This window comes from Pseudoalteromonas sp. SA25, assembly GCF_011378705.1.
In the GTDB taxonomy this organism is placed as follows: Bacteria; Pseudomonadota; Gammaproteobacteria; order Enterobacterales; family Alteromonadaceae; genus Pseudoalteromonas; species Pseudoalteromonas arctica.
Genome location: NZ_WTKV01000005.1, coordinates 90474 through 103634 on the forward strand (window position 1 = coordinate 90474; position 13161 = coordinate 103634).

Genomic DNA, 13161 nt, shown 5'->3' on the forward strand with positions numbered 1-13161 from the left:
ATAAAAAGTGCTTATTTGCTGATCTAGCACAATTTAATAAGTAAAGTGTGTGTTATAACCATCGATTTTAATTGTTGTTATCGAGTCGTTTAAAATAACGAGTTGATTTTGTTTAATAATTGTTAATTACAGTCTGTAACTATTGCTTTACGAATTATGATGCTGTGCAATAGTGAGAGTAAAACACGCACCACCTAGCTGGGTACTTTTACTTACTTTAACACTGCCATGATGCCAGTCGGCTACTTTTTCAACAATAGCTAGACCAAGGCCGTAACTTTTATCAGCTCTGTTACGGTGATCTTCTTCCCTAAAAAATGGGCTAAATACATTACTAAAATTTTCTCGAGCGATACCCGGGCCGTCATCTTCTACCGTTATTATAAGCTGTTGCTCGTGTAACTTTGCGCTTAAGTAAATATGTTGGCTTGCAAAATCACATGCGTTAGTTAATAAATTAGTAATTGCGCGAGCAAGCCAGTGAAGATCTGCATTTATTATTTTATCGGTACTATTGAGCTGTACGTTGAGCATTTGCATTTCAAGCTTAGGTGCAAGTTGCACTAAAATATCTTCAAGGTAGGACTTAATGTTTGTTGATGAATAGGTCAGCTTATTAGCATTTTGCTCTAAAGTAGCAAATGCTAAATAGCTACTAAGCATCGATTCCATATGGTCTAAATCATTTTCCATACGGGTTAAATACTGTTTTACTTTTTGCTCATCATGGCTATCTAATGCCGCATCTAAACCAAATCGCAGGCACGCGATAGGGGTGCGTATATCATGAGATAAACTTGAGGCCATTAGCTTGTTTTCGGCGACAAGTTTCTCTATTTGGCTGGCCATGCGGTTAAAGGTAAGCTCTACGTCTTTTATGTAAGTAAAATGCGATACTTTTATTCGGGCTTGAACATTACCAGAGGCAAACTTTTTAGCGGCTTCATTTAACACGGTTAATCGTTTAGCTAAGGGCGCAATAATAAACCCCATAAATACACATAAGCCTGCGTAAAAGAGCAAGGTTAATATAATGTCATTATGTTGCTCGCTATCAAAAATTTTATCTAAACGCATTGATAAGTGAAAAGGATTTAAAACAGCGCTGCTATAAAGCATATAAAAGCCTTGCTGATCTTCTAAAATCAGCCCACCCGGCGTGTGCATTTGTAATAATAAAGAAGGCGGTAAAGCAAGTGATTCATTAGGTTTGTAATCAATTAAAACATCAAACTCTAGCGCCAGTTGTTTTACATAATCGCTGCGCTCAGATGTGGGTATGTTAGCTAACTGCTTGCTAAAACCCATGATCATTTTACTTTGCTGACTAAATTCATCCTGTGGGGTATGCGCTTGTTGACTAAAAGCATCAATAAGCCAGCCCAATACCACAATAGATAAAAGTGCACTGCCTAGAAGCGATATATAAAACTTTTTCATTTATTTATTCATCACTTTATTACCACGCAGTAGAAACAAGTAAATATCCACGGCCCCAAATAGTTTTAATTTTTTCAGGGTTTTGTGGATCATCATTAAACTTTTTACGAAGTGCAGAAATAAGTACATCAACACTTCTATCAAGCCCATCGTATTCTCTGCCTTTGGTTGCTTTAAATACAGCGTCACGCGAGACCACTTGGCCTGCATTGCTCGCAAGGTAATGAAGCAGTAAATACTCAGCACTTGATATGTTTACGTCTTGCTTGTTGAGTTTTACATTTCTAGATTCGGTATCAATACTAAGCGCACCAACATTAATAACACTCTCGTTAACGTGTGGGGTATTTGGCTCATTATTTTGGCGAAGGGCTGCTTTTATACGCGCTAGCAATGCACGAGGGCGTACAGGTTTCATTATGTAGTCGCTTGCACCTACTTCTAGACCAATGACCTCATCCATTTCTTCATCGCGTGCGGTGAGCATTATAATGGGCGAATTATAAAAACTACGAAGTTCTCTACACACGCTTATACCATCTTGCCCTGGAAGCATAATATCAAGGAGCACGATATTTGGATTTAACGTTTTGACTTGGCTAATTACTTCGTCACCTCTGTGACAAACATGCGTTGTGTAGCCTTGCTCTGTTAAATATTCAGCAACCCATTGAGCAAGTGATACATCGTCTTCAACGAGTAAAATAGTGCCATAGTTATCCATGAAAATATCCTTAATGCGATTGGTATTAAAATAGTCGCCAGCGGCGCTTTTTTTGCCTGTTTTGATATACCCATTGAAGCTTTACTTCGGCAATACTAATTATTTTAGAGGTATTGCTGTCAAATAGTTCAAATGAAATACTTTGCTGTGAATCAAATGCATAATTAAAGGTACCGCTCTGTTGCTTGAGCCAACATTGCATTATGTACTTTGAGGTGGCGTCACGTAGGCAGTAATTACCAATGATAGGTTGCTCCCACGTTAGCGTTACGTCAGCATAGCAATTTCGTCCTTCGCGCAATGCAACGCAGGTGTCGGGAACTGCTATAAGTGCTTCAGGAGGTTCCTGAGCTTTAACAGTAAAAGTACTGGGGAAGATCAGTAATACACAGATCCATCTAAAATACATAACGTAGGCCTACCTTGGCTTTGTGTTGATATCCTTGGGAAATAATTGGACTGTCGTCAATCTCTTTTGAAAACCATGTGGTAAGCCAGCCGGATAAAAACACCCAATCTTGGCTTATTGGGTACTCAGCATGGAACTCAAAAATAATACTAGTACTGGCATTGCTGCTATAAATCGGGCGAAGGCTGGTGGCTTCATCGCTATCAATGCCAAAGTAATAATTGGTAAAGTCAGCAGAGTAGGCGCTTAAACCAACACCAGATCTAAACTCCCAGTTTCGCCATGGTAAAATGTGACTAAAAAAGCTGTTTATAACCCAGCCATTGTGCGCGCCAGATACATCATGAAGGTATTCAAAAGAGAATTGAGAATTTTCAAATCGACGAGAAAGTCGAAGGCCGATGTCAAAGTCGTAATTACGTTTTTTTATACCTTGGAGTTCTTTTATAACACCATGGTTATAAAATCCGAGGCCTTTTTCGTCAAATCCAGCTTGAGTATTTGTGCCTAATATATCTAGGCCCCAATCAAATTTATCTATAAGACTGTAGCCTATTACAAGGCCGCCACTGAGTTGATTGTGATCGAAATCAAGATAAAATTTATCGTAGGAAACAGCAAGACTTAAGTCGAGCTCAACGCCTTTATCGTAAGACTCAATGCCGACAAGGTAAGAATCTTCAATATAAAAGCCCGCACCAGCACTCCAATCCCACGCAAAGCCTTGGGTTGGCTCTAACGTATTATCTGCATAATAGCGGTTACTTGCCATACTCGACGTGCTAAAAATGCAGCAAAAAAGCAGTGTTATGCTCAGTAAAGTATGGTTAAGCAAAGCGTTTCTCATCCCTTAGGGCCTAATTATTATTTGTTATTAAGCGTAGTATATTGTTAATTCGTTCCTTTAATCTGTAAAAAAATGTAGTAAGTGTTAGGTCTGTTGATCTTTCAAGGTTGAATTTACAGCAGTCTGTTTGGTATTTAGGCAAGGCGGAGCCTATGCAGTGTGGTATTCCCCATAAATGGGCGATAACGTAGCATTAATGCCAAACAGGCGCTGCCCAAAGGGTTCTTCCTAGGGGCTATTTACTCTTTGTTACTCAGTTTTTACTTATTCTTACATGGATGTAAGCCATTAGAATAACGCAGGAGCAGTTATCGAGCCCACTAGGTTACAAATCTCGCGCCGCGATTAAATAGCCCCTAGTTTGAACAAATTTCAATCCGTAAAGATCAACAGACCCTAATTTACTGAACTTTAATTTTATCGATTAATATACTACTCAAGTAAAACTGCATCATAGGTGTTAATGCACTTACTTCTGTTCTGTTACATGGACCGCTAAGTTTGGTAAGGCTAGATAGTTTTGACAACGTTTTGTACTGAGGGATTTGAATATCCTTGCCAAGTCTTTCAATACGGGCCTCGTCAGTGTTTTGCTGATGAATAAAAGCGACAACCTCAAGCTCATTTGTGATTTTTTGCTCTTCAGTGAAATTGTAAATTAGTGGTTCACGATGAAAACTTGCGCTGTCGATTGAAGATTTAGCAAACCAAACAACATCACCCGATGACTTGTGCGTGAGACGCATACTAACTTGTGCAAATATTGCAGCGCACTGCTGTGTTGGGTATTGCTGGGCAACATTTGAATATAAAGTAAATGGCTTCTCTGGTTGCTTTATTGCGTACTTAGTATCGTCTGTGAAAGTTAAATCGAGTTGCTGAATAGTCAGTGTGTAGTCACTGTTATTTTTAGTTGTTACTTTTAGTTGTTTATCGTTCAGTGCTTGGCTAATTTGCGATAGAAGTTTATCGGTTACGCTTGCCTTATCGGTAATGATTTTTACTGTTTGGTTTCTAACTACTTTATGTGCAGGAAGTTGAACCGATTTAACTTTTGGAGATGAGTACTCTGTAGTGTACTCAAGTTGATAGGTCTGACTTTTTAATGTTGGCTTTAATGGCATAGCCAGTGGTTCGGCCGGTTGCTTTGTAATAGCACAACCAGTTGATAATAAAATAAAAAGTGACACAACTAAAAAACGCATAAGTACTAAACACTCGCTTAAAACCAAATAATCGTCGTATTGTACGTTAGTACAAACAAAACTTCATGATATTATCTGCGCAGATGTAGTTAAAAAGATAAATTTTATAAAAAATGAAGTATCTCAACTCTTTATCGTATTGCCTATCTGCTTTGTGTTTGCTGTTTAGTTCTGTGGGTTTTGCAGCAAAAGCGGATCCTGATTGGGATGCATTTGTAAAAAAGTACGGCCGTTACGCACAAAAAAAATTAAAAAGTAAAGGTATACCCGGTGCAGCGCTTTCGATTGTAAATATAAATAACTCAGACTACATCCACACCATGGGCGTAACTAAATCACGAAATGGACAAAAAGTTAATAAGCATACTCGGTTTAGACTCGCGTCTGTTTCGAAGACATTTGCAGGCTCGTTATCAGCTAAATTGGCTGTTAACGGCCTACTGGAATTAGATAAGCCTGTTAGCGAATACATAACTGATTTTAAAGGGACTGTTTATCAAGATGATTTAAAGGTGTTTCATCTTTTAAGCCATTCAAGTGGATTAGTTCCTAATGCATACGATAATTTAATTGAATCTCGTATGGATTACCCAGGTATTGTTGAAAAGCTGCTTAGCGTCAAACCAATTTGCAAACCCGGCGAATGTTATGGCTATCAAAACGTTATGTTTAGTCTTATAGGCGATGTGATATTACAAAGCACCGATAAAAGTTACGGACAGTGGTTACGAGAAGCTATTTTTGAGCCATTAAAAATGAGTGATGCGAGCTTAGGTTTTGAACAAATGGTGCATGACAGTAATTATGCTCTACCTCATGTGCGGGGTAAAAAGCGCTGGTATAGCGCTAAGCTTAAAAAAAATTATTATAAAGTGGGACCTGCAGCTGGTGTGAACGCTAGCGCAAGTGATATGGCTATTTGGTTAAGAGCGCAGCTGGGCCAATATCCTGATGTTTTATCATTGGATACTCTAGCAAAACAAACACGCCCTTATACACATACAAAAAAAGAAATGCATCGCAGGGTGTGGAAAAAACACCTTAATGAAGCTTATTACGGGTTAGGTTGGCGCGTTTATAACTATGCTGATGAAACACTTTACTATCATAGTGGCTGGGTGCAAGGTTATAGAAGTGATGTGGTTGTATTTCCTCACTTAAATATTGGTTTTAGCTTAATAGTTAATGCTGAAACCGGCGTAATCAATGAGCTAACGACTGAATTTATCGACAGGCTATTAGAATACAAACGAGGTAAAAAAATATGAATAATAAAATAATATTAGCAATCACTTTTTTAGTCATGTCATTCAATTGTAGTTTAGTGTTTGCAGCACCTGATGAGATATATTTGTTTCGTCATAGCGAAAAGTTAACGGGTAAAAACCCAGCGCTCTCAGAGGAGGGGAAAGTACGCGCCAATAATTTAGTTACTTTGTTTAAAGAACATCAAAATATACATATTTTCAGCAGCAACTATAAACGCACGTTACAAACAGCGTCCCCTTTGCAGGCATATTTAAATACCGACATAAATGTGTATAACGCAGGTGAGCTAAGTGATTTAAAAAATGAGTTACTAAAACTAAAAGGTGTAGTTGTTGTTATTGGGCACAGTAATACAACACCGCAACTAGCCGAGCTACTTTCGAATGAAAAAGTGCCAGCAATGAGTGAAACACAATTTACTCAGTACTTTATATTGAATAAGAAGCCCAGTAGTAATGGCAGTGAATATGATGTAACCCATCATAAAATGAGCTTTTAATTTAAGCGTTAAATAATAAAAAACCAGCATTAAGCTGGTTTTTTTAATTTAAACGTACTCAATCCTTTAACAGGATTAATTAGTTACGCGGTAAATGTATTTTTTTCTCAACGCTTTGACGATAAAGCACAATAGTGTGACCTATCGTTTGTAGCTTAGTCGCACCAGTTTCACGTACGATTGCTTCAAAAATTAGTGCTTTTGTTTCACGATCGTCAGTTGGAACTTTAACTTTGATTAATTCATGAATTTCTAATGCACTTTGAATTTCGACTACTACGCCTTCGGTTAAACCGTTAGAACCTAGTAAAACTACAGGCTTAAGGCTATGTGCCTGACCTTTTAAAAACTGCTTTTGTTTGTTTGATAATGTCATGTTTATACAAATTTTGCTGAATATGGCTTGAATTAAGGGTATTCTAACGCCATCTAGAGAATATTACTAATTAGTTGCGTGTTAATTTATGACAAATAAAAAACAGTCAGCCAGTTCACAGCGATGGCTGAAAGAACATTTTGATGATAAATATGTTCAAGAAGCGCAAAAAAAAGGCTGGCGTTCCCGAGCGGTTTTTAAATTAGATGAAGTACAAAATAGAGATAAAATACTTCGTCCAGGTATGACAGTTGTTGATTTAGGGGCGGCTCCAGGAAGTTGGTCTCAATATTTGGCTGAAAAAGTAGGTGACAAAGGCCAAGTGATCGCGTGTGATATATTACCGATGGATTCACTTGCGGGTGTTGACTTCTTACAAGGTGACTTTCGTGAGGAGGCTGTATTAAATGCGTTGTTAAAACGTATTGATGGTAAAAATGTTGATGTGGTACTCTCTGACATGGCACCAAATATGAGTGGTAATAACTCAGTAGATCAAGCGGGTAGTATGTATTTGGTAGAACTTGCGCTGGATATGTGTAGTCAAGTACTAAAGAAAAATGGCGCATTTATTGTTAAAGTTTTCCAAGGAGAAGGCTTTGATCAATACTTGCAAGATGTACGTAATAGTTTTAAAGCAGTGAAAATACGCAAACCTGATGCCTCACGTGCCCGTTCTCGGGAAGTATATATAGTAGCGACTGGATACAAACTGTAGTACAGTTGCTTGGCGTTTAGTTGAATTTAAATTAATTGGATACAAGAGGTTAACCCCTTGAGCGATATGGCGAAAAATTTAATACTATGGCTGGTGATTGCAGTTGTGCTGATGTCAGTCTTTCAGAGCTTTAATGGCGGCGAGCAAGTTGATCGTCAAACAAGTTACACTCAATTTGTAAAAGATGTCCGCAGTGGCTCTTTACAAGAAGTTATTATCGACCGCGGTACTGGAAATATTACTGGTACTAAGAGCAGTGGTGAGCGTTTTCAAACAACGATGCCAATGTACGATGAAGACTTAATAAATGATTTACTTAAAAATGATGTAAATGTGAAGGGTGTACAACCTGAAGAACAATCATTCTTAGCAAGTATATTTATTTCTTGGTTCCCGATGATACTGCTTATAGGTGTATGGATATTCTTCATGCGTCAAATGCAAGGCGGCGGCGGTAAAGGCGCTATGTCATTTGGTAAGAGTAAAGCTCGCTTAATGAGTGAAGATCAAATTAAAACAACGTTTGCTGATGTTGCAGGTTGTGATGAAGCGAAAGAAGATGTTACTGAGCTGGTAGACTTTTTACGAGATCCTTCTAAGTTTCAAAAACTTGGCGGTAGTATTCCTAAAGGTGTACTAATGGTTGGTCCTCCAGGTACCGGTAAAACGTTACTTGCGAAGGCTGTTGCTGGTGAAGCTAAAGTGCCATTTTTTACAATTTCTGGTTCAGATTTTGTTGAAATGTTTGTGGGTGTTGGTGCGTCACGTGTACGTGACATGTTTGAGCAAGCTAAAAAAGCGGCGCCTTGTATTATCTTTATAGATGAGATTGACGCTGTTGGTCGTAAACGTGGTGCTGGTATGGGCGGCGGTAACGATGAACGTGAGCAAACACTTAACCAAATGCTAGTAGAAATGGATGGTTTTGGTGGTAACGAAGGTATTATCGTTATCGCAGCAACTAACCGACCAGATGTATTAGACCCTGCATTACTTCGTCCAGGTCGTTTTGACCGTCAAGTTGAAGTAGGTTTACCTGATATTCGTGGTCGTGAGCAAATACTTAAAGTACACATGCGTAAAGTGCCATTAGGCGATAACGTAGAAGCTGCTCTTATAGCACGTGGTACTCCAGGTTTCTCTGGCGCGGATTTAGCAAACTTAGTAAACGAAGCTGCACTTTATGCAGCGCGTGGTAATAAACGTGTTGTAAGTATGGCTGAATTTGACGCTGCTAAAGATAAAATCATGATGGGCGCAGAGCGCAAGACCATGGTGATGAGCGAGCAAGAAAAAGCAATGACAGCGTACCATGAAGCTGGCCATGCAATTGTTGGTCGTATGGTGCCAGAACATGATCCAGTTTATAAAGTATCTATTATTCCACGTGGCCGTGCGCTGGGTGTAACAATGTACTTGCCTGAACAAGATCGTGTTAGCCATTCAAAAGAGCTTTTAGAATCAATGATTTCTAGCCTTTATGGTGGCCGTATTGCTGAAGCGCTTATTTACGGCGCAGATAAAGTAACAACGGGTGCAAGTAATGACATTGAACGAGCTACAGATATAGCGCGTAAAATGGTTACACATTGGGGTTTAAGTGAAAAACTAGGTCCGTTACTTTACGCTGAAGATCAGAACGAAATGTATATGGGTGGTGGCGGTAGTCGCTCATCTAGCATGTCGGATGACACGGCAAAAGTAATTGATGCAGAGGTTCGATTACTTTCAGATCGTAACTATCAAAGAGCAGAAGAAATATTAAAAGAAAATATTGATATTCTTCACTCAATGAAAGATGCGTTAATGAAATACGAAACTATTGATGCTAAGCAAATTGATGATTTAATGGCACGCCAACCAGTACGTGAACCGCGTGATGCACATGACCGTCATGAAGCTAAACCGGTAAAAGCGGAAGAACCTCAAGAACCAGTTGCTGATGAAAGTCAAAAGACTGATGATTCATCAAAAAAAGATGAAACAAACCTTGATGACAAAGCTGAATAATCGTTAAAATAGTAATGAAAGCCCCGAACTTCGGGGCTTTTTTGTATCAGCTATTTAGAAAAAGAATAAAGGTTGGCAATGACTAACATATTAAAGCTTCCGAGAGGGCGTACGCTTAATCTTGAAAAGCCCGTTATTATGGGAATACTAAATGTAACGCCGGATTCATTTTCTGATGGTGGGCAGTTTTTAGATCCCAAAATAGCGCTAAAACGCGCAATGCAATTATTAGATGACGGTGCGACAATTTTAGATATAGGGGGAGAATCTACTCGCCCAGGCGCGCCAGATGTTAGCTTAGAAGATGAACTTGCTCGAGTAATCCCCGCTATTAAAGCGATACGTCAGCACAGTGATTGCGTTATTTCAATTGATACCAGTAAAGCACAGGTAATGGAACAAGCAATACTTGCAGGTGCAGATATAGTCAATGATGTTAGAGCTTTACAAGAAATAGACGCCTTAGAAACGGTTGCGCAGTATGAAGATGTAGCAATTTGTTTAATGCATATGCAAGGGCAGCCCCGGAGCATGCAATCGTCACCTCATTACGATAATTTGTTTGCAGATATAAGTATGTTTTTTAGTGAACGCATTAAAGCATGTGAAACAGCTGGGATTAAGTTTGAACGACTTATTCTAGACCCAGGTTTTGGATTTGGAAAAACGCTTAGTCATAACTATCAAATATTGGCTAAGTTTGACGATTTTAATAAATTAGGTTTGCCATTATTGGCCGGATTATCTCGTAAATCGATGATAGGTAATTTATTAAACAGAAATACAAATGAACGGTTAGCGGGCAGCTTAGCGGGTGCGTTAATCGCAGCGCAAAATGGCGCAAAAATTATTCGTGTACATGACGTAAAAGAAACCGCAGATGTACTTGGTGTATATCAAGCCTGCGAACAAGGAATTTCACAATGAAAGAAAGAAAATATTTTGGCACCGATGGCGTGCGTGGACTTGTAGGCGCTGCTCCAATAAACCCTGAATTTGCAATGAAGCTAGGCTGGGCTGCTGGGCGTGTATTATCGCAAAGTGGTACTAAAAAAGTAATTATTGGTAAAGATACGCGTATTTCGGGCTATATGCTTGAAACCGCACTTGAGGCTGGTTTAATTGCTGCTGGCATTGATGTTGTATTATTGGGTCCTATGCCTACACCGGCCGTTGCTTATTTAGCGCAAACATTTCGTGCTGAGGCAGGTATTGTAATTAGTGCCTCACATAATCCGTATTACGATAACGGTATTAAGTTTTTCAATGGTCAAGGCTTAAAGCTTGATGATGCAGTAGAGCTTGAAATTGAAGCGATGCTTGATGAGCAAATGACATGCGTTGCTTCAGATAAATTAGGCAAAGCATCGCGTTTAGTCAGTGCGGATGGCCGCTATATAGAGTTTTGTAAGAGCCAGTTCCCGCAAGGCCTGTCTTTAGAAGGTCTTAAAATTGTTGTCGATTGCGCAAATGGCGCAACTTATCATATTGCACCTTCTGTTATGCGTGAACTTGGCGCAGAAGTAATAACACATGCGTGTGAGCCTAACGGCGTTAATATCAACCATGAATGTGGCGCTACTCACGTAGATACCCTTAAACGTAAAGTGCTTGAACTTAAAGCCGACGTAGGTATTGCATACGATGGTGATGGTGACCGCGTGATGATGGTTGATCATAATGGCCGTGTTTTTGATGGTGATGATCTGGTTTATATTATTGCTTGCCAAGCAGCCCAAGATGATAATTTGGGTGGTGGTGTAGTTGGTACTGTTATGTCTAACATGGGCCTTGAAAACGCTTTAAAAGCAAAAGGTATCGAGTTTGCTCGCAGTAAAGTGGGTGATCGCTATGTTATGGAATTACTACAGCAAAAAGGCTGGAAAATTGGCGGTGAAAGCTCAGGTCATGTACTGAATCTAGACTTAATTAGCACGGGTGATGGTATTATTTCAAGCTTACAAGTACTTGCTGCTATGGTTGCACAAAATCGTACATTGCAAGACTTAGGCGCTGGTTTTACCAAGTATCCAATGAAGATGATTAACGTGCGTTATACAGCTGGAACTGACCCGACAAAAGCACCAGAAGTGCTTTCAGCTGTAGCAGAAGTAGAGCTTGCTTTAGGCGATAAAGGCCGTGTTTTACTGCGTAAGTCAGGCACTGAACCAGTGGTCCGTGTTATGGTTGAAGCCGAGCAAGAAAAGATTGTAATAGACAGCGCTCAAAAAATTGCAGCTGTTGTAGAATCTATGAGCAAACAAACTGATTAATAACAATAATCTCTTGTAACTTTGGGCGAGAAAAGTTAATATCTCGCCCGCTTTCTAATGTGGAGTGGATAATGGCAATACGCAAGGCGATGGTCGCAGGCAACTGGAAAATGAATGGCTCTTTAGAGTTAGTTAAACAAATGTCTGACGCTATTAACGATGTAAAATCACAAGAGATGGACATTGTTTTATTTCCTCCATTCCCACTTGTACCAGCAATGGTAGCTAGCGGTGTTTCTACAGGAGCTCAAACTGTTTCTGAAAATACACCTGGCGCATTTACTGGTGAAGTTGATGCGCAGCTTATAAAAGATTTAGGTGCAACTTACGTACTCGTTGGTCATTCTGAACGCCGCAGTATTTATAACGAAAGTAATGCAACAGTCGCTGAAAAGTTTGCTAGAGCACAGCAAGTTGGGTTAACACCAATATTATGTGTAGGCGAGAGCGAAAGTGAGCAAGAAAACGGCCAAACCGAACAAGTAGTTGCTGCACAAATTGATGCAGTAATAGAGAAATTAGGTGTAGCAGCACTGAAAGATTCTGTGATAGCATACGAGCCCGTTTGGGCCATAGGCACAGGTAAGACTGCATCGCCAGAGCAGGCACAAACTGTTCATAAATTTATCCGTGACAAAATTGCATCACTTGATAGCAATTTAGCACAAGGGCTTACCATCTTATATGGTGGTAGCGTTAATGAAAAAAATAGCGAATTATTATTTGCACAAACAGATATAGATGGCGGCTTAATTGGCGGCGCAAGTCTAAAAGCAGAATCTTTTACTGCAATCTGTAACAGTGCAAAAGGGACTGTATAAGATGTACGAAATTTTATTAGTAGTTTATTTAGTTGTGGCTTTGGCTCTAGTTGGAATGGTTTTAATTCAACAAGGTAAAGGCGCAGATATGGGTTCTTCATTTGGCGCTGGTGCATCAGGCACAGTTTTTGGTTCGTCAGGTGCAGGTAACTTTATGACAAAAACAACCACAAGCTTAGCAACGGTATTTTTTGTATTAAGCATTGTGTTAGGAAACCTAACTGCTGGTCAAATTAAAAAGACTGACGAATGGGAAAACCTAGAAGCAGCTCCAGCAGTAGAAACAGTAGTTCCTGTTGAAGAAGATGTTCCAGTAACATCTACTAAAGAGCAAAGCTCTGACGTACCAAACTAATTTAGCGTAAAGCTATCGTTAAACGATTTATAGTCCTCAAATAAATCACATGTTTAACAATTAAGCGAAAGCTTAAAAAATGCGGATGTGGTGGAATTGGTAGACACGCCACCTTGAGGGGGTGGTGCTTTAGGGCATGGGGGTTCAAGTCCCCCCATCCGCACCAAATTTAGAAACCAGTAGCAGTGATGTTACTGGTTTTTTTGTATCTGTAA

General features: G+C 39.4%; 14 protein-coding genes and 1 tRNA gene. 9 read left to right on the forward strand and 6 right to left on the reverse strand.

All coding sequences use genetic code 11. The features are described from left to right. Positions 1-147: 147 nt before the first annotated feature. The 5 genes from GQR45_RS05695 to GQR45_RS05715 form a co-directional block, all read right to left on the reverse strand. Positions 148-1440 carry an ATP-binding protein gene (locus tag GQR45_RS05695; RefSeq protein WP_007586613.1) on the reverse strand — a complete coding sequence of 431 codons (1293 nt, stop codon included), beginning with the start codon at positions 1438-1440 and terminating at the stop codon, positions 148-150. A 19-nt stretch (positions 1441-1459) separates the two neighbouring features. Beyond that, on the reverse strand, positions 1460-2164 hold the full coding sequence (locus tag GQR45_RS05700; RefSeq protein ID WP_101216200.1) for a response regulator transcription factor: 705 nt from the start codon (positions 2162-2164) through the stop codon (positions 1460-1462). 25 nt (positions 2165-2189) lie between these two features. Continuing rightward, positions 2190-2573 (reverse strand): DUF3019 domain-containing protein, encoded by a 384-nt coding sequence (locus GQR45_RS05705; protein ID WP_007586617.1) that lies wholly within the window; start codon positions 2571-2573, stop codon positions 2190-2192. Then, complete coding sequence (locus GQR45_RS05710) at positions 2563-3345, reverse strand: MipA/OmpV family protein (protein ID WP_240920158.1); 783 nt, start codon at positions 3343-3345, stop codon at positions 2563-2565. Before GQR45_RS05710 ends, GQR45_RS05705 begins: the two co-directional genes overlap by 11 nt. 476 nt (positions 3346-3821) lie before the next feature. After that, positions 3822-4625 (reverse strand): hypothetical protein, encoded by an 804-nt coding sequence (locus GQR45_RS05715; RefSeq protein ID WP_165725395.1) that lies wholly within the window; start codon positions 4623-4625, stop codon positions 3822-3824. A gap of 113 nt (positions 4626-4738) precedes the next feature. Here GQR45_RS05715 and GQR45_RS05720 point away from each other — a divergent pair, with 113 nt between their 5' ends. Together GQR45_RS05720 and GQR45_RS05725 are read left to right on the forward strand one after the other, a co-directional pair. Further along, entirely contained in the window at positions 4739-5893 is a 1155-nt protein-coding gene (locus tag GQR45_RS05720) for a serine hydrolase domain-containing protein (protein ID WP_165725396.1), read from the forward strand. After that, positions 5890-6393 (forward strand): histidine phosphatase family protein, encoded by a 504-nt coding sequence (locus GQR45_RS05725; RefSeq protein ID WP_165725397.1) that lies wholly within the window; start codon positions 5890-5892, stop codon positions 6391-6393. The genes GQR45_RS05720 and GQR45_RS05725 overlap by 4 nt, the downstream gene beginning before the upstream one ends. Before the next feature lie 79 nt (positions 6394-6472). Here the strand turns inward: GQR45_RS05725 and yhbY are convergent, their stop codons facing one another. Further along, positions 6473-6769, reverse strand: a complete 297-nt coding sequence (gene yhbY / locus GQR45_RS05730; protein ID WP_002963153.1) for a ribosome assembly RNA-binding protein YhbY — start codon at positions 6767-6769, stop codon at positions 6473-6475. A gap of 88 nt (positions 6770-6857) precedes the next feature. On the opposite strand from yhbY, the gene rlmE reads away from it, so the two are divergent. From rlmE to GQR45_RS05765, 7 genes are all read left to right on the forward strand, one after another. Continuing rightward, complete coding sequence (gene rlmE / locus GQR45_RS05735; protein ID WP_007586629.1) at positions 6858-7487, forward strand: 23S rRNA (uridine(2552)-2'-O)-methyltransferase RlmE; 630 nt, start codon at positions 6858-6860, stop codon at positions 7485-7487. A 66-nt stretch (positions 7488-7553) separates the two neighbouring features. After that, positions 7554-9497 carry an ATP-dependent zinc metalloprotease FtsH gene (gene ftsH / locus GQR45_RS05740; RefSeq protein WP_032827068.1) on the forward strand — a complete coding sequence of 648 codons (1944 nt, stop codon included), beginning with the start codon at positions 7554-7556 and terminating at the stop codon, positions 9495-9497. A 78-nt stretch (positions 9498-9575) separates the two neighbouring features. Continuing rightward, positions 9576-10424 carry a dihydropteroate synthase gene (gene folP / locus GQR45_RS05745; protein WP_010553862.1) on the forward strand — a complete coding sequence of 283 codons (849 nt, stop codon included), beginning with the start codon at positions 9576-9578 and terminating at the stop codon, positions 10422-10424. Then, a complete protein-coding gene (glmM, locus tag GQR45_RS05750) occupies positions 10421-11770 on the forward strand; it encodes a phosphoglucosamine mutase (protein ID WP_007586638.1) in 1350 nt (449 codons plus the stop codon). The genes folP and glmM overlap by 4 nt, the downstream gene beginning before the upstream one ends. Positions 11771-11841: 71 nt before the next feature. Then, a complete protein-coding gene (gene tpiA / locus GQR45_RS05755; RefSeq protein WP_007586641.1) occupies positions 11842-12591 on the forward strand; it encodes a triose-phosphate isomerase in 750 nt (249 codons plus the stop codon). 1 nt (position 12592) lies between these two features. Continuing rightward, positions 12593-12946: a preprotein translocase subunit SecG gene (gene secG / locus GQR45_RS05760; RefSeq protein ID WP_002962769.1), complete on the forward strand. Its 354-nt coding sequence runs from the start codon at positions 12593-12595 to the stop codon at positions 12944-12946. Positions 12947-13027: 81 nt separating this feature from the next. Then, positions 13028-13112: transfer RNA gene (locus GQR45_RS05765), tRNA-Leu, on the forward strand. Positions 13113-13161: the final 49 nt, after the last annotated feature.

Coding starts and splice junctions, on each gene's coding strand:
- GQR45_RS05695 (WP_007586613.1), bottom strand. CDS start 1,440: ATGAAAAAGTTTTATATATCGCTTCTAGGCAGTGCACTTTTATCTATT.
- GQR45_RS05700 (WP_101216200.1), bottom strand. CDS start 2,164: ATGGATAACTATGGCACTATTTTACTCGTTGAAGACGATGTATCACTT.
- GQR45_RS05705 (WP_007586617.1), bottom strand. CDS start 2,573: ATGTATTTTAGATGGATCTGTGTATTACTGATCTTCCCCAGTACTTTT.
- GQR45_RS05710 (WP_240920158.1), bottom strand. CDS start 3,345: ATGGCAAGTAACCGCTATTATGCAGATAATACGTTAGAGCCAACCCAA.
- GQR45_RS05715 (WP_165725395.1), bottom strand. CDS start 4,625: ATGCGTTTTTTAGTTGTGTCACTTTTTATTTTATTATCAACTGGTTGT.
- GQR45_RS05720 (WP_165725396.1), top strand. CDS start 4,739: ATGAAGTATCTCAACTCTTTATCGTATTGCCTATCTGCTTTGTGTTTG.
- GQR45_RS05725 (WP_165725397.1), top strand. CDS start 5,890: ATGAATAATAAAATAATATTAGCAATCACTTTTTTAGTCATGTCATTC.
- yhbY (WP_002963153.1), bottom strand. CDS start 6,769: ATGACATTATCAAACAAACAAAAGCAGTTTTTAAAAGGTCAGGCACAT.
- rlmE (WP_007586629.1), top strand. CDS start 6,858: ATGACAAATAAAAAACAGTCAGCCAGTTCACAGCGATGGCTGAAAGAA.
- ftsH (WP_032827068.1), top strand. CDS start 7,554: ATGGCGAAAAATTTAATACTATGGCTGGTGATTGCAGTTGTGCTGATG.
- folP (WP_010553862.1), top strand. CDS start 9,576: ATGACTAACATATTAAAGCTTCCGAGAGGGCGTACGCTTAATCTTGAA.
- glmM (WP_007586638.1), top strand. CDS start 10,421: ATGAAAGAAAGAAAATATTTTGGCACCGATGGCGTGCGTGGACTTGTA.
- tpiA (WP_007586641.1), top strand. CDS start 11,842: ATGGCAATACGCAAGGCGATGGTCGCAGGCAACTGGAAAATGAATGGC.
- secG (WP_002962769.1), top strand. CDS start 12,593: ATGTACGAAATTTTATTAGTAGTTTATTTAGTTGTGGCTTTGGCTCTA.